The following is a 16,302-nucleotide window of genomic DNA, read 5'->3' on the forward strand; positions in this document are numbered from 1 at the left end:
AAACCGGAAAGGCAACCCGATGAACGACATGACCAGCCAGCACAACGAACTGAACTGGTTGTTGGAGGACCTGGTCAGCCGTGTGGTCGGAGCTCGGCACGCGGTGGTGCTCTCGGCGGACGGTCTGCTGCTGGGCCGTTCACCAGGGCTGTCCAAGGACGACTCGGACCACCTGTCGGCCATGGCGTCGGCGTTCCAGAGCCTCGCCCGTGGCACGGGACGGCACTTCGGTGGCGGGGCGGTGCGGCAGACCATCGTGGAGATGGAGCACGCCTACCTCTTCGTCACCGCGGCCGGTCACGGCGCCTGCCTGGCCGTCCTTGGCGAAGAGGACTCCGACATGGGCATGATCGCCTACGAGATGAACATGCTCGTCAAGCGCGTCGGCACTTACCTGTCGTCGGCGCCGCGCGGCACCGCCGCGGCGAGCCTGCCTGCCGCCCGAAGGTCTTCCTGATGGCCGGCCGCGAGGACTGGTGGTACGACGAGGCCGCAGGCCCGTTGGTCCGCCCGTACGCGATGGTGCGCGGCCGGACCCGGCCGCTGCGCCCGGAGCTGCACCTGGTGACGCAGGTACGCGCGATGCCCTCGCCGTCGGACCCGGACGCGTTGTCGGTCGAGCACATGGAGATCATGGAGCTGTGCCGGCGGCCGCTGTCCGTCGCGGAGGTCGCCGCTTACCTCGACGTGCCGCTGGTGGTCGTCAAGGTGCTTTTGAGCGATCTCATCCAACGCGGTGACGTCGTGATCAGAGACCCTGCCCGAGTCCCGCAAGTGCCGGACCGGAACCTGCTTCAGGCGGTGCTGGATGGTGTCCGTGGAATCTGAGCGGCCGGGTGGGGAACTTCTCGTCCCCACCCCAGTGAAGATCGTCATCGCCGGTGGCTTCGGCACCGGGAAGACGACGATGGTCAACTCGGTCAGCGAGATACCGCCGCTGCACACCGAGGAGTTGCTGACCGAGGCCGGTGTCGGCGTCGACGACGTGCTGGGCTTGGAGAGCAAGGAGACCACCACGGTCGCACTGGACTTCGGCCGCATCACCATCAGCCCGGAGGTGGTGCTGTACCTGTTCGGCACCCCGGGCCAGAACCGGTTCTGGTTCATGTGGGACGAGCTGGCGTTCGGCGCGATCGGCGCGGTGATCCTGGTCGACACGCGGCGGTTGGACAGCAGCTTCCCGTCGATCGACTTCTTCGAGCGGCGCGGCATCCCGTTCATCATCGCGGTGAACTGCTTCGAGGGCGCGCACAACTACGAGGTCGAAGAGGTGCGGCGGGCCCTGGACGTCGACGCCGCCATCCCGCTCGTGCTGTGCGACGCGCGGGACCGGGAGTCGGCCAAGACCGTGCTGGTGAGCCTGATCCAGCACACCATGGACCGGCTCGACGCCATGGCCTAGGAAAACTGCTTCCCGCTGTTCGCCGTCCCGGCCGCCGCTGTTCCCGGCCGCTGGTCACTGCTAGTCGGTCGTTGCTCGTCGGCCTAGTGCTCGTCGGCCTAGTTCGTCGGCCGTTGCTGCTCGTCGGTCGTTGCTTCGCAGGGGACCCCGCCGGGGTCCCCTGTCTTAATCCTGCCGGCGGGGACCGACAACTTCGGGCGCAGCGGGCTCGGCCTGTGGACAACTCCGCGCAGGTCCTCATCGTCGTTGCGCCGGAAGGGTCCAAGGCCGGCGGTCAACGACCACCGCAGTTGGGCGCGAGTCGGCGCGCCTGCACGTACACCGGGTCGTCCTCGAGTTCCGGGGCGTCGACCGAGAACGTCACCAACTCCATCAACGCCAGCCGAAACGCGGCGGCGACCCCTTCGGGCGGGAACGCGGCGGCGTGCGACGCGTGTTCGGCCATCTTCGCCTGCAACGGGTCGATGGTGTCGCGGTACGCCTTCACGATCGCGTCCCCGCCGGTGAACGGCGCCGGGGTCAACGTGCCCACCTGCTGTTGCAGGGATTTGAGCGTGTTGTCGACGTCCGCCAGGAACGCGACGATCTCACCCCGGTGAGCCCCGGGCGCGTCGACCCACCCGACCCCGGCCTTCGACTGCGACCCGGAGACCTGAAGAAGGGCTCGGTCGATCCCGCACACGACGTCCACCCATGCCGTCTGCGCCGCGGTCGGAGCGGGAGGGGTGGGAGAGGCGGAAGGGGCCGTTGTCGATGTCGTCGGTGGCACCTCTGCCACGGGTTCGACCGAGGAACAGCCGATCGCGGTCACGAGGAACGCGATCCCGACCACGGAGAGTCGAAGAACTTGGGTGATCACACGGCGCACCGTATTGGCCCCGCTTCGACCAGGGCGGCCGGTGACCGGAACCGGTCAAACGCGGTGGGCTCGTGGCTCCCCGAGGGAACCACGAGCCCATTCCGCTCACACCACCGGTTCGAGCCGGCAGTTGAAGTGCCGCAACAGCTTCGGCGCGTGCGTCAACCGGTACCCGGGCACCCGTTCGGGGTTCTTCGCGATCTCCGCCAACGTCTCGCCGACGTACTCCAGGTGGCTCTGCGTGTAGACCCGCCGCGGGATGGCGAGGCGGACCAGTTCGTACGGCGCGGGCTTGACCAGCTCGCCCGCGTCGTCCAGCTCCCCCAGGTACAGCGAGCCCAGCTCGGCGCACCGGATGCCACCCGCCAGGTACAGCTCGGTGGCCAGTGCGAAACCCGGGAACCGGCTCGGCGGCAGGTGCGGCAGCAGCCGTCCGGCGTTGAGGTACACCGCGTGCACGCCGGTCGGCCGCACGCTGTCCACGCCCGCCGCCCGCGCGAGGTCCGCCACGTACGCGGTGGCGTCGGCCCGTGCCCGCAGGTACTCCGGCTCGGTCACCTCCAACAGACCCTGTGCCAGCATCTCCAGGTCGCGGCCGGAGAGACCGCCGTAGGTCCGGAAGCCCTCGGTCGCGATCAGCAGCAGTTCGCACCTGCCGGCCAGCTCGGGGTCGCGGATCGCGAGCAACCCTCCCATGTGGACGATGGCGTCCTTCTTCAGGCTCGCCACGCAGCCGTCGGCCAGGCGGAACGCCTCCTCCGCGACCTGGCGCGGGGTGTGGTTCTCGTAGCCGGGCTCCCGCTGGGTGACGAGCCACGCGTTCTCCGCGAAGCGCGCCGCGTCGAGGAAGAACGGCACGCCGTGACGGCGGGCGATCTCGCTCGCCGCCTTGATGTTGGCCATCGACACGGGCTGCCCACCACCACCGTTGTTGGTGATGGTGAGCAGCACGATGGCGACGTCCTGCGGTCCGGACAGGACGGCTTCCAACGCGTCCAGGTCGATGTCGCCCTTGAACGGTGCGTCGTCGTCGAGGTCCTTGGCGGCCTGGCACGGCAGGTCGATCGCCTGACCGCCGAGGATCTCGACGTTCGCGCGCGTGGTGTCGAAGTGCGTGTTGCTGACGCTGACCCGGCCCGGCTTGATCAGAGCGGTGAACAGGATCCGTTCGGCCGCACGCCCCTGGTGGACGGGGAAGGTGTGCGGGTAGCCGGTCAGGTCTTGCACCACGTCGCGGAACCGGTAGTAGGAGCGCGCACCCGCATAGGTCTCGTCACCGCGCATTCCCGCCGCCTGCTGCTCGGCGGACAGGGCGCCGGTGCCCGAGTCGCTGAGCAGGTCGATCGTCACATCGGTGGCGGCGAGGTTGAACGGGTTGTACCCGGCAGCGGCCAGCGCCCGCTCGCGGTGCGCGCGCGTGGTGATCGGGATGGGCTCCACGACCTTGATGCGGTACGGCTCCATCGTGGGCAAGGTGGACTCCTAGACAGCCAGGCTGATCGAACGCGGCGTGGCCACGTCGTAGGCTTCGGACGAGAGGTAGACGGTGACGCCGGGACGTGGCCTGCCCATGCGCAGTGACACGTGGGCGATCAGGCCGACGCCGTCGTCCAGTGGCCGGCGGGCGATGGTGCGCAGAGCGTTGTCGAACTGGGTGGGATCAAGATCATACTTCCCCATCACCGCGAGCACCCGTCGCCGGGCCTCTTCGTCGTTGGTCACGTAGTCCCGGATGGGCACGTACAGGGAATAGCCGCTCGGCGCGTCCACGTCGCCGTCCAGGTAGGTGTAGCTGGAAATCAGCGGGCGCTTGTCGAACGTTCCCGTGTTGCCGCCGGTGAGGAGGCAGAAATCGGGCACCCTGTCCACATCGACACCCTGGGCGGCCTTCGCCGCACGGGTGACGTCGGCTACATCCGCCGCGTGATGGGAGATGTAGGTCTTCACCCGGGCACGTCGTTGTTCGACGAGGTCCAGGGCGAAGAATGAATACTTGTCAAGTCCCGGCCTGGTGACCGCGTGGTCGCGCAGGACCGGGAAACCGGCGGCGAAACCGGTCCGCTCCAACGCTTCGCGCACCAAACCCTCGGCGGCGGCCTCGCCGCGCACTTGGGGGTTCAAATAGACCTTCACCGTCGGCGTCTCGTCGGCGCGGAACACCAGTGAGTACCAGAACGTGAAATCGTGTTCCGGGTCTTCCGGGAGGAACAGGTTCCGCACCGCGTCGAAACGGTGGGTGTCCAGGTTCCACCGGTGCCTCATCCGGTCGAGCGTGGCGAGCGCTGCCGAGGTGTTGGCGGAGCGGGAAGGCCTGGTCGCGGTGGGTTCGACGATCATGCGGACGGTAGGGGGCTCGTCCGCCGCGAACGCCGTGGAGAACTCGACCGGGGTGTGGTCGTCGGCTACGCCGGAAGGCCAGACCGGGCTGGTGGAAGCGGGGTGCAAGCCACCGGGACCGAGCGCGTCCGCAAGCAATCCGACGGATTTGTCGGTGTTTTCCGTGATGCCCACAGAATGCAAGAGGGCGCTGAGCTGACGGCCCGTGAAATCGCGTATCGAAACGTTTTGAGGGTCCAAGGCGGGGTTCTCCTCGTGGGGGGCGAGTCGAAAGTTACGCTAGACGAAGCAATCTTGTCCACCAGGCGGCCGTAGCGTGACCTAGGGCACTCTAAACGCAGGTCACAGCTCTTGTCGATCAGCGAGGGCCTGACTGGGGACGGTAATCGAGACTACTCCGAACGGCCTATTGACTGGACCTCTGTCAGTCTTTCGCAGCAATGCGTCGACGGTGTTCGATGACAGATCGTGGCCTTTTGTCGTCAGGCCGGTCCGGGGTATGGTTGTACATTCGTCTGCTATTGACTTCCCGCCATTCAAGACGGTTCTGTTAATTGTTCGCGGCGTTCTTCGCGTGACTCGGGCGCAGGTAGTGTGGTACTGCCCCGGACATGCGGACGGGGCCGCCGATCACCAGGATCGACGGCCCCGCTGCGGTGTCCGCTTAGGACTCCCGGGTCAGGACGCGTAGTTGTGGAAGCCGCGTCCGCTCTTCTTGCCCAGCAGCCCCGCGTCCACCATGCGCAGCAGCAACGGCGGCGGCGAGTACAGCGGCTCCTTGAACTCCTCGTACATCGACTCGGCGATCGCCTTGGTGGTGTCCAGGCCGATCAGGTCGGTCAGGCGCAGCGGACCCATCGGGTGCGCGCAGCCGAGCACCATGCCGTTGTCGATGTCCTCCGCGCTCGCGAACCCGGACTCCAGCATCCGGATCGACGACAGCAGGTACGGGATCAGCAGGGCGTTGACCACGAACCCGGCCCGGTCCTGCGAGCGGATGACCTCCTTGTGCAGCACCCCGGTCACGAACGCCTCGGCCCTGGCCTTGGTCTTCTCGCCGGTCAGCAGCGACGGCACCAGCTCCACCAGCTTCAACACCGGCACCGGGTTGAAGAAGTGCACGCCGACGACCTGCTCGGGACGGCTGGTGGCCATGCCGAGCTTCATGATCGGGATCGAGGAGGTGTTGGACGCGAAGATCGCCTCCGGGTCGATGACGACCTTGTCCAGCGCCGCGAACACCTCGGTCTTGACCTGCTCGTTCTCCGCGACGGCTTCCACGACCAGGTTCCGGTCGGCGAGGTCGGCGAGGTCGGTGGTGAACCGCAGGCGCTCCAGTGCGGCGTCCCGGTCCTCGGCGGACAGCTTGCCGCTGCGCACACCCCGGCCGAGCGAAGAGGCGATCCGCCCCCGCGCGGCCTCCGTGGCGTCCGGGCTGACCTCGGCCACCAGCACGTCCAGTCCGGCCCGCGCGCAGACCTCGGCGATGCCGGAGCCCATCAGGCCCGATCCCACCACTCCAACTCGTTGAATGTCGCTCACGCCCCGATCCTGCCAGGGGCGCCGCCGACCGGCACATTCCCGGTAGGGCGGCTGTGCTGGGGTTTTCCGCAGTTGATCATGCGGCGCTCCTCAGGGTCGGCAGCCGAGCCGCTACCTAGCGTTGCCGACGTGATGATCAAAACTGCGATCGCCGGCACTGTGCTGGCTCTGACCAGCACGTTTCCCGCACTGGACGGGTGGGTGGACCAAGGCTGGGCGTCGGGTGCGCTGCTGACCGTCGAGGATTCCAGCGGCACGCGCGCGGACGCCGCGGGCGAGGCGCGGGTCGGCGGGTACTTCCGGATCGGCAGCACCACCAAGACCTTCGTCGCCACCGTCGTCATGCAGCTCGTCGACGAAGGACGGGTGGTCCGGCTGGACGATCCCGTGGACCGGTACGTGGCCGGCGTGCCGAAGGGCGACAACGGCGCCCAGGTCACCGTGCGCCAGGTGCTCAACCACACCAGCGGGCTCTACGACTACGCGCACGAGGCGGGCTACTCGACCAACCGGTGGCGTGGCGCGGACCGGTTCCGGACCTACCGGCCGCAGGAGTTGCTGGACGTGGCGTTCGCGCGCAAGTCCTATTTCGACCCGGGGGAGGGCTGGCACTACTCGAACACCAACTACATCGTCGCCGGCATGGTGATCGAGCGGGTGACCGGGCGGACCTACGGCGACGAGGTGCGCTCGCGCATCCTGCGTCCGCTGGGACTGGCGCACACCATCGTGCCGGGCCAGTGGGCGGGCCTGCCGCACCCGCACGCCCGCGGTCACACCCGGGTCGACGGACAGCTGGTCGACGCCACCCTGATGAACCCGTCGCTGGACTGGGCGGCCGGCGAGATGATCTCCACCGCCGACGACCTCAACCGGTTCTTCGACGCCCTGCTGGGTGGCCGGCTGACCAGCGCGTCGTCCCTCGAAGCCATGCGGCAGACCGAGGAGGACACCGGCACGATCTTCGCCTACGGCCTCGGGTTGCAGCGGTACGACCTGCCGTGCGGCCGTTCGGTGTGGGGGCACGGCGGTCAGCTGATCGGCTACCTCACCTACGCGACCCGCGCCGACGACGGCCGGAGGGCCACGTTGTCCTACAACCCGTTGCCGGCCGAGGTGCCCGCCGAGGCCGTCGTGGGGTTGTTCAGCTCGGTCTACTGCTGATGTCGGCACGTCGTCCCCTCCGGAGCACATCCGGAGGGGACGATGTGGGCATGGGTGTGGAAATCGCGCTGATCCCGTTGGGCGCGTCGGTGGTCCGCAGCGCGCTGAAGCTGTGGCTGGGGGACAAGTCGGTCACGGCCGCGGTCGGCGGCACGGGGGTCGACCTGCTGGAGAAGCGGCTCACCGGCGCGCTGGACCAGCGCAAGCTGCGGCGGATGGGCGAGCAGTTCACCGACGCCGTGGTCGAGCGGGTCCAGCCGATCGTGGACAGCGAGTACCGCCGATTACCGGAGCACGAACGGCTCGCCGCGATCCACGCCGTGCGCGAGACGTTCGAGGAAGCGGCGCTGGACGACGACGACCTGTTCGCCGCCGACCTGGACGCCCGCCGGCTCGACCGCCACCTGCGCGCCCGCGCGGCCCACGCCACCGACGGGCTGTCCACGGACGGTGTCCAGCTCCACGGCCTGCTGCTGCGCGAGTGCGCGGGGTACGTGATCGAGATCGCCCGCAAGCTGCCGCCGTTCGGCCAGAGCGCGTTGACCGAGATCCTGCGCCGGGAGACCGAGATCATCACGGGCATCCGCGACGTGCTGGCCCGGTTGCCACAACGGCGCAGCTCCACCGACTTCTCCTACGACTACCGGCAGCTCGTGGCCCGCACGCTCGACCAGGTCGAGATGTTCGGGGCGACGCTGTCCGAGGCGAGCCGCCGCTACCCGCTGTCCGTGGCGTACATCAGCCTCACCGCCGACGGTGCGGCCACGGACTACTTCACGCCGGGGCGTCGTGTGGAGGACCTGCTGGCCTCCGGCGACCGGATCTTCATCCGGGGTGAGGCGGGGCTGGGCAAGACGACCCTGTTGCAGTGGATCGCGGTCCGCAGCGCGCAGCGCGCCTTCACCGGGCCGTTGACCAGGTGGAACGACACGGTCCCGTTCTTCATCCCGCTGCGCCGCTACGCCGACCGCGACCTGCCGTCGGCGGAACGGTTCCTGGACGAGGTCGGCCGCCACATCGCCGACGAGATGCCGCCCGGTTGGGTCCAGGGGCAGCTGAGGTCGGGCCGTGGGCTGATCCTGGTCGACGGCGTGGACGAACTCGCGCCGCACCGCCGCCAGGAGGCACGGGCGTGGCTGCGGTCGCTCATCCTGGCCTTCCCCGCGGCCCGGTTCGTGGTGACGTCGCGGCCGAGCGCCGTCGACCCGAACTGGTTGGCGGCCGACGAGTTCTCGGTCGCTTCGTTGCAGCCGATGACGCCGGCGGACGTCCGGGTGTTCGTGGAGCGTTGGCACGACGCCATGCGCACGCAGTTGGCCGACGAACAGGCACGGGCGCAGTTGGCGGGTTACCGGGCGCGGCTGCTGGAGCAGTTCGCCGCCCGCCACCACCTGCGCAGGCTCGCGGGTTACCCGCTGCTGTGCGCGTTGCTGTGCGCCCTGCACCGTGACCGGCGCGGCCACCTGCCGGACAGCCGCATGGAGTTGTACGACACCGCGTTGCAGATGCTGCTGGAACGGCGTGACGCCGAGCGGAGCATCGAATCGCTGCCGGGGCTGTCGCGGACCCGCAGGATCCTCCTCCTCGGTGATCTCGCCTATTGGTTCATCCGCAACGACCTCACCGACGCGCCGGTGTCCCGGGCGGTCGGGCAGATCGAACGCCGGTTGACGTCGATGCCGGAGGTCGAAGCGTCCGCCGAGGACGTCTACCGGCACCTGTTGGAGCGCAGCGGGTTGCTGCGCGAGCCGGTCGAGGGCCGGGTCGACTTCGTGCACCGCACGTTCCAGGAGTACCTGGCGGCCGGCGCGGCGATCGACATGGACGACGTGGGCACGCTCGTCTCGCACGCACACCTCGACCAGTGGCACGAGGTGGTCGTGATGGCCGCCGGTCACGCCTCACGGTCGCGCCGGGACGAACTGCTCGACCGGATCCTGACCCGCGGCGACGAGACGAAGGTGCTCCGCGGCACGCTGCACCTGCTCGCGGTGGCGTGCCAGGAGACCGCGCCCGAGCTGACGCCGGAGATCCGAGAGCGGATCCACACTCGCGCGGCCCGGCTGCTGCCGCCACCCTCGGTGGCGGCGGCCAAGTCGTTCGCCTCGGCCGGCGCGTTCGTGCTCGACCTGCTCGCCGCCTCCAAGCCGCGCACCGAAGCGGAGGTGGCCGCGACGATCCGGGCGGCGGCCGCGATGGGCTTGGACGACGCGTTGGCGTTGTTGGCCAAGTACGGGCAGGACGACAGGGAGTCCGTGCAGCGCGAACTCGTGGCCGCGTGGGGCAACTTCGACCCCGAGACCTACGCGTCGACCGTGCTCGCCGACCTGCCGCTGTCGTCGGTCCACCTCTCCGATGCCGACATCGCGCGCGGGCTGCGCCACCTGAAGCGCGTCTGCCACGTGACGTGCTCCGCACCACCGGGCCCGCTGGACTTCGTACCGCGGCAAGTCGAGTCGCTCACCCTGAGACTCGCGGAACCGGCCGACCTCGGCACCCTGGAGACGCCGGGGCTGGTCAGCCTGGTGGTCGCGCACACGGGCAGCTTGGACGTCTCGCCGCTGGGACGGTTCGCCGAGCTGCGCGAGGTTCGCTTCATCGGTGACGAGGTGACCGGTCTCGGTGGTCTGCGCCGCTCGCCGAACCTGGAGCAGTTGTACTTGCTCGGCGGGTGCGACGTGCAGGACCTGGCCGGCCTGAGCCGTGGCTGGGCGTTGCGGAACGTGGCGCTGAGCAAGGTGCGGCGGCTCGACGACCTCCACCCGCTGTCGTTCCTGGCGGGTCCTTGGAGGTTGGGCATATCGGACTGCCCGCACCTGTCGAACATCGATGCGGTCAGGCGCTGGGCCGACTCGCTGAAGTACCTGAGCGTGTGGAACTGCGGCACGGTGGACATCGGGCCGGTCGCCGTACTGGACCGGCTGGTGGAACTCGTCCTGGGGCACACGACGGTGTCCGACCTCCGGCCGTTGGCCGGACTGGCGAGGTTGGAGCGGCTGACGCTCAGCTCCGCGCGGGACACGCGCTCGTTGGAGCCGATCGCGGACCTGCCCAACCTCAAGGAGATCCGCTTCACCGAGGGCAGCCCGGTGAACCTGGCCGCGTTCGCCGGCCGTCCCCGGTTGAGGGTGGAGGTCGAAGGGCGGCTGACCAAGGTGATCGGCGCCGACCTGCTCGGCGAGGGCAGTGTCGTCGAGACCACGGAACGGTGGTGAAGTCCAAGCGGGCAGGGGCACCAGGCGGGTGACCGCCCCGGACCGGCCCACCGACAACTCAGCCCGTCGCGCCGAAATCCTGCGTCCAGAACGGTTTGTTGTCGCGGTTCACGGCGTAGGCCACGCCGAGGTCCCGCAGTTCGCAGTTGACGATGTTGGCGCGGTGGCCTTCGCTGTTCATCCACGCCCGCACGACCTCTTCCGCGGACGTCTGCCCGGCGGCGATGTTCTCCGCCATCACCCGGTATTGGTAACCCGCTTCGGTGATGCGTTGTGCCGGTGTGCTGCCGTCCACGCCGGTGTGGCTGAGGTTCCCGGTCCGCGCCATCTCGTCGTTGTGCTTCTTGGCCGCCGCCGCGAGTTGGGCGTTCGGTGCGAGCGCCGGGCAGCCCGCCGCCGCGCGTTCCCCATTGGTGAGCGACAGAACCTGCTCTTCGTAGGTCTGTGCGGCAAGGGCGGGGGTGGTCGTGACCAGCAGTGCCGCGATGGCCACACCGGCTGTGAACGTCCTGGCTGGCATGACTTCCGTCCTCCTCGGTTCGGCGCCCCGTTGTCAAGGGGTTCCCACTCCCGGGAGGACCTGCGTTCCACGATAGGTGGAACCGCAGTCACGTCGGGTGGCGGCGAGGGTTGCCACCCGACGTGACCCGGTCAGTCCTTCAACTCCTCCTCCGCCTGCGCGATGGCCGCGAACTCCTCCTCGGGCGCGGAGGCCACCAGGTGGTGCCGGCTGTAGAACCAGAAGTACGCCAACGCCACCACGACGATGCCCGCCGTGATCCCGGCGGCCAGTTCGTCCACGAAGAACGTCGCCACGACCGCCGCCACCGCGAGCACCAGCGCCACACCGGTCGTGACGACGCCGCCCGGCGTCCGGTACGGCCGCTCCAACTCCGGCTCGCGAACCCGCAACACGATGTGCGACACCATCATCAACACGTACGACAGCGCCGCGCCGAACACCGCGATGTTGATCAGCGTCGCGCCGCTCTTCATGATCGCCGCGAGGATGAACCCGATGGTGCCGGGCACGATCAGCGCCAGGTACGGCGTCTTGCGCTTGCCGGTCTTCGACAACCAGCGCGGCAGGTATCCCGCGCGGGACAGCGCGAACAGCTGCCGCGAGTACGCGTAGATGATCGAGAAGAACGACGCGACGAGCCCGGCGAGGCCCACGTAGTTCACGATCTGCGCGAGCACGTTGTCGCCGCCGTAGGCCGCGCGCACCGCCTCGGGCAGCGGGTTGCCGGAGGACATCAACGCCGCCGAACCCGCACCACCCGGCGCGAACACGAGGATCAGCGCCGCGAACACCAGCAGCGCCAGCATCGCGCCGATGATGCCGCGCGGCATGTCCTTCTTCGGGTCGCGCGCCTCCTCGGCCGCCAGCGGCACGCCCTCGACCGCGAGGAAGAACCAGATCGCGTACACCAGCGCCCCGAGTGCCCCGGTGACCCCGAACGGCAGGAAGCTGCCGTCCCCGATGTCGAACAGCTTGGCCGAGTCGAACTTCGGGATCATGCCGGCCACGAACGCGACCAGCGCGACGACCGCGACACCGGTGATGACGAACATCAGCCGCAGCGCCTCGCCCACGCCGTACAGGTGCACGCCGACGAAGATCAGGTAGCAGACCAGGTACACCGGCCACGAACTGGTGAGTCCGAACAGCCCGAGCGCCTGGACGTAATCGCCGATGAACACGACGATCGCGGCGGGTGCGATGGCGTACTCGACCAGGATCGCGATGCCCGTCGCGAACCCGCCCAACGGTCCCAGCGCCCGTCGCGCGAAGCCGTACCCGGCTCCGGCCACGGGCAGTGCGGCGGCGAGTTCCGCCAGGCCGAACACCATGCACGTGTACATGGCGCCCATCAGGATGGTCGCGACCAGCAGCCCGCCCCAGCCACCCTGGGCGAGTCCGAAGTTCCACCCGGCGAAATCGCCGGAGATGACGTAGGAGACCCCCAGCCCGGCCAGCAGCACCCAGCCCGCCGCTCCCCGCTTGAGCTGGCGGTGCTCCAGGTACTCGCTGCCCACCTTCTCGTACTCGACGTGCTTGGCCATCTGCGCTCCCTAATGGGTCAGTCGCGCTCCTTTGGAGGGGAGAGTGGACCGGTTCACCTGGCGGTGTCAACGGTTGTCCAGCGGAAAGTCGCCCGAAGGAGTCGAACTCGTGTCCAGCGGCCCCACCTCCAGGGCGCCGGTTTCCGGCCGAGGGTGGCGCGGTACACCCGATGGTGTCAGGATGAGCCGTCCAATGGCTCGCTGACATACCTTTGGAGGTACTGCGGATGCTCGCCGTGGAGGAGTTGCGCGTGCTCGTGGACGCCGGGGAGATCGACACGGTGCTGGTCACCGTCGTCGACATGCAAGGCCGCCTCCAGGGCAAGCGCTGCGGCGCGCGCTACTTCGTCAACGAGGTCCTCTCGCACGCGGCCGAGGGCTGCAACTACCTGCTGGCCGTCGACGTGGAGATGAACACCGTCAGCGGTTACGCCATGTCGTCGTGGGACAGCGGCTACGGCGACTTCGTGATGCGACCCGACCTGGCCACGCTGCGCCGCGTGCCGTGGCAGGAGGGCACCGCGATGGTCATGTGCGACCTCGTCTGGGAGAACGGCGAGCCGGTGGTGGCCTCACCGCGCCAGATCCTCAAGCGCCAGCTCGACCGGCTCGCCGAACGCGGGCTGCGCGCGTTCGTGGGCACGGAGCTGGAGTTCATCGTCTTCGACAACACCTACGAGGACGCCTGGGACCGGGGTTACCGCGGCCTCACACCGTCCAACCAGTACAACGTGGACTACTCCATGCTCGGCACCGCCCGCATCGAGCCGCTGCTGCGCGCCATCCGCAACCACATGACGGGCGCGGGCCTGTACGTCGAGTCGGCCAAGGGCGAGTGCAACCCCGGCCAGCACGAGATCGCGTTCCGCTACACCGAGGCGCTGGCGACCTGCGACAACCACAGCATCTACAAGAACGGCGCCAAGGAGATCGCGGCGCAGCACGGCAAGGCGCTGACGTTCATGGCCAAGTACAACGAGCGCGAGGGCAATTCCTGCCACATCCACCTGAGCCTGCGTTCGACCGAAGACGAGCCGGTGTTCGCCGAGGGCGACGGCATGTCGAAGCTCATGCGGCACTTCCTGGCCGGTCAGCTGGCCGGGCTGCGCGAGCTGACCTACTTCCTGGCCCCGAACATCAACTCCTACAAGCGGTTCGTGCCGGGCAGCTTCGCGCCGACCGCGGTGGCGTGGGGCAAGGACAACCGGACGTGCTCACTGCGCGTGGTCGGTCACGGCCAGTCGCTGCGGTTCGAGAACCGGGTGCCGGGCGGTGACGTGAACCCGTACCTGGCCGTCGCCGCCCTGATCGCGGCCGGTCTGCACGGCGTGGACAACGAGTTGCCGCTGGAGGACGAGTTCGTCGGCAACGCCTACTCGTCCGACCGCCCCACCGTTCCCGCTACGCTCCGTGACGCCGCGTCCCTGCTGGCCAAGAGCGAACTCGCGCGCGAGGCGTTCGGCCAGGACGTGGTCGAGCACTACCTCAACGCGGCCCGGGTGGAACTGGCCGCGTTCGACTCGTCGGTGACGGATTGGGAGCGCATCCGTGGTTTCGAACGGCTCTAGCGGCAGGCCGCTGATCGGCGTCAGCACCTACCTGGAACGCACGAAGTTCGGCGTCTGGGACGTGGAGGCGGCGGTGCTGCACCGCGACTACCTCGACTCGGTCGTGCGCGCGGGCGGCAACCCCGTGCTGCTGCCCCCGGTCGGCACGTGGGACGCGGACAGCATCGGCTTCCTCGACGGTCTGGTGCTGGCGGGCGGCGCGGACGTCGACCCGGCGCTGTACGGGCGGCCACGCGACCCGCGCACCGGACCGGCGCGGCCCGAGCGGGACGTGGCCGAGCTGAACCTGACCCGTGCGGCGTTGAAGCTCGACCTGCCGCTGCTCGCGGTGTGCCGGGGCATGCAGGTGCTCAACGTGGCGCTGGGCGGGACGTTGATCCAGCACGTGGAGGGCCACAACCCGGCGCCCGCCGTGTACGAGCACACCGGGATCTCGGTCGCGCCGGGTTCGGTGCTGGCCGGGATCGTAGGGCTGTCCACCACCGTGTACTGCCACCACCACCAGGCGTTGGACACCCTCGGCGACGGGCTGCGGGTGATCGCGGGCGCGCCGGACGGCACCGTGGAGGCGGTGGAGCTGACCGGTGCCCGGTTCGTGCTCGGCGTGCAGTCGCACCCCGAGGCCGACAGCGAGGATGACCGCTTGTTCGCCGCTCTCGTCAGTGCCTCTTCCCATGGGCAAGCTTCTCGTGGGCACGCTTCCCGCGGGCACGCGTCTCACCGGCACGCCTTCCACGGGCACGTTTCGAATCCGGACAGGAGTACGAGGTGACGTCGTTCGACGTGATCAACCCGGCCACCGAGGAGGTGGTCCGGACGGTTCCGCTGGCCTCGCTGGAGGAGACCGACGCGGCGATCGCCCGTGCGTCGGCGGCGTTGCCCGCGTGGCGCGCGGTCGCGCCCGGCGACCGGGCCCGGCTGCTGCGGCGGTTCGCCGAGGCGGTCGACGGTGCGCTGGAGGAGTTGGCGGCACTGGAGGTGCTGAACTCCGGGCACACCATCGGCAACGCGCGGTGGGAGGCCGGGAACGTCCGCGACGTGCTGCACTACTACTCGGCCGCGCCGGAACGCTTGTTCGGCAGGCAGATCCCGGTGCCCGGCGGGCTGAACGTGACCTTCCACGAGCCGGTGGGCGTGGTCGGCGTGATCGTGCCGTGGAACTTCCCCATGCCGATCGCCTCGTGGGGGTTCGCGCCCGCGTTGGCGGCGGGGAACACGGTGGTGCTCAAGCCCGCCGAGCTGACGCCGTTGACCGCGCTGCGGTTGGCGGAGCTCGCACTGGAGGCCGGGATTCCGCCGGACGTGTTCCAGGTCTTGCCGGGAGCCGGGCCGGTGGTGGGGCAGCGATTCGTCACGCACCCCGACGTGCGCAAGGTCGTGTTCACCGGGTCCACGCGGGTCGGCAAGCAGATCATGGCCGGGTGCGCCGAGCAGGTGAAGCGGGTGACGCTGGAGTTGGGCGGCAAGTCGGCCAACATCGTGTTCGACGACGCCGACCTGGAGAAGGCCGCCGCCACGGCGCCGTACGGGGTGTTCGACAACGCCGGTCAGGACTGCTGCGCGCGGTCACGGATCCTCGTGCAGGCGTCGGTGTACGACCGGTTCATGGAGTTGCTGGAACCGGCGGTCAAGGGTGTCGTGGTCGGCGCGCCGGGTGACGAGGCCACCGAGATGGGGCCGCTGATCTCGGCCGCGCACCGGGAGAAGGTCGCGTCCTACGTGCCTGCCGACGCGCCGGTGGCGTTCCGCGGGTCGGCTCCTTCCGGTGCGGGTTTCTGGTTCCCGCCAACCGTTCTGGCGCCGGTCGCGCCCGGTGATCCCGCCGCGGTGGAGGAGATCTTCGGGCCGGTGGTGGCCGTGCTGCCGTTCACCGACGAGGAGGACGCGGTGCGGTTGGCCAACGACAGCGAGTTCGGGCTGTCCGGGTCGATCTGGACGCGGGACGTGGGGCGGGCGCTGCGCGTGTCGCGTGCCGTCGAGGCGGGGAACCTGTCGGTCAACTCGCACTCCTCGGTGCGGTACTGGACCCCGTTCGGCGGGTTCAAGCAGTCCGGGCTGGGACGCGAGCTCGGGCCGGACGCGCTCGACTCGTTCACCGAGACCAAGAACGTCTTCATCGCTCACTGATGCGCACTGATTGGGAGAGAC

General features: G+C 69.1%; 14 protein-coding genes. 8 read left to right on the forward strand and 6 right to left on the reverse strand.

The window, feature by feature from the left end; genetic code table 11:
* The first annotated feature begins 19 nt into the window (after positions 1-19).
* The 3 genes from FM051_RS07085 to FM051_RS07095 are packed head-to-tail and all read left to right on the forward strand — an operon-like array spanning position 20 to position 1,402.
* Entirely contained in the window at positions 20-457 is a 438-nt protein-coding gene (locus FM051_RS07085) for a roadblock/LC7 domain-containing protein (protein WP_033440408.1), read from the forward strand.
* The gene (locus FM051_RS07090) at positions 457-828 is read left to right on the forward strand and encodes a DUF742 domain-containing protein (RefSeq protein WP_158841949.1); all 372 of its coding nucleotides are present in this window, start codon (positions 457-459) and stop codon (positions 826-828) included. The genes FM051_RS07085 and FM051_RS07090 overlap by 1 nt, the downstream gene beginning before the upstream one ends.
* Positions 809-1,402, forward strand: a complete 594-nt coding sequence (locus tag FM051_RS07095) for a GTP-binding protein (RefSeq protein ID WP_158841951.1) — start codon at positions 809-811, stop codon at positions 1,400-1,402. The genes FM051_RS07090 and FM051_RS07095 overlap by 20 nt, the downstream gene beginning before the upstream one ends.
* A gap of 274 nt (positions 1,403-1,676) precedes the next feature.
* Here the strand turns inward: FM051_RS07095 and FM051_RS07100 are convergent, their stop codons facing one another.
* From FM051_RS07100 to FM051_RS07115, 4 genes are all read right to left on the reverse strand, one after another.
* A complete protein-coding gene (locus FM051_RS07100; protein WP_158841953.1) occupies positions 1,677-2,084 on the reverse strand; it encodes a hypothetical protein in 408 nt (135 codons plus the stop codon).
* 282 nt (positions 2,085-2,366) lie between these two features.
* Entirely contained in the window at positions 2,367-3,734 is a 1,368-nt protein-coding gene (locus FM051_RS07105; RefSeq protein ID WP_420803573.1) for a tryptophanase, read from the reverse strand.
* Positions 3,735-3,743: 9 nt separating this feature from the next.
* Positions 3,744-4,772, reverse strand: coding sequence for a tryptophan dimethylallyltransferase family protein (locus FM051_RS07110; RefSeq protein WP_202918724.1), 1,029 nt, complete (start codon positions 4,770-4,772; stop codon positions 3,744-3,746).
* 504 nt (positions 4,773-5,276) lie between these two features.
* Positions 5,277-6,140, reverse strand: a complete 864-nt coding sequence (locus FM051_RS07115) for a 3-hydroxybutyryl-CoA dehydrogenase (protein WP_158841955.1) — start codon at positions 6,138-6,140, stop codon at positions 5,277-5,279.
* 132 nt (positions 6,141-6,272) lie between these two features.
* Between FM051_RS07115 and FM051_RS07120 the strand changes: the two genes are divergently transcribed.
* Positions 6,273-7,304 carry a serine hydrolase domain-containing protein gene (locus tag FM051_RS07120; protein ID WP_158842372.1) on the forward strand — a complete coding sequence of 344 codons (1,032 nt, stop codon included), beginning with the start codon at positions 6,273-6,275 and terminating at the stop codon, positions 7,302-7,304.
* A gap of 50 nt (positions 7,305-7,354) precedes the next feature.
* Complete coding sequence (locus FM051_RS07125; RefSeq protein WP_158841957.1) at positions 7,355-10,519, forward strand: NACHT domain-containing protein; 3,165 nt, start codon at positions 7,355-7,357, stop codon at positions 10,517-10,519.
* Between the two features lie 58 nt (positions 10,520-10,577).
* On the opposite strand, the gene FM051_RS07130 is transcribed toward FM051_RS07125, so the two are convergent.
* Positions 10,578-11,039: a CAP domain-containing protein gene (locus FM051_RS07130; RefSeq protein ID WP_158841959.1), complete on the reverse strand. Its 462-nt coding sequence runs from the start codon at positions 11,037-11,039 to the stop codon at positions 10,578-10,580.
* A gap of 131 nt (positions 11,040-11,170) precedes the next feature.
* Entirely contained in the window at positions 11,171-12,586 is a 1,416-nt protein-coding gene (gene eat / locus FM051_RS07135; protein WP_158841961.1) for an ethanolamine permease, read from the reverse strand.
* A 227-nt stretch (positions 12,587-12,813) separates the two neighbouring features.
* Between eat and FM051_RS07140 the strand changes: the two genes are divergently transcribed.
* Genes FM051_RS07140 through FM051_RS07150 form a run of 3 tightly spaced genes read left to right on the forward strand, consistent with a single transcriptional unit; the run spans position 12,814 to position 16,281 of the window.
* On the forward strand, positions 12,814-14,154 hold the full coding sequence (locus FM051_RS07140; protein ID WP_158841963.1) for a glutamine synthetase family protein: 1,341 nt from the start codon (positions 12,814-12,816) through the stop codon (positions 14,152-14,154).
* Positions 14,135-14,926 (forward strand): gamma-glutamyl-gamma-aminobutyrate hydrolase family protein, encoded by a 792-nt coding sequence (locus tag FM051_RS07145; RefSeq protein WP_158841965.1) that lies wholly within the window; start codon positions 14,135-14,137, stop codon positions 14,924-14,926. Before FM051_RS07140 ends, FM051_RS07145 begins: the two co-directional genes overlap by 20 nt.
* Complete coding sequence (locus FM051_RS07150) at positions 14,923-16,281, forward strand: aldehyde dehydrogenase family protein (protein ID WP_158841967.1); 1,359 nt, start codon at positions 14,923-14,925, stop codon at positions 16,279-16,281. Before FM051_RS07145 ends, FM051_RS07150 begins: the two co-directional genes overlap by 4 nt.
* Positions 16,282-16,302 lie beyond the last annotated feature (21 nt).

Origin of the sequence: Saccharothrix deserti (genome assembly GCF_009769385.1) — a bacterium.
GTDB classification, from domain to species: Bacteria; Actinomycetota; Actinomycetes; order Mycobacteriales; family Pseudonocardiaceae; genus Actinosynnema; species Actinosynnema deserti.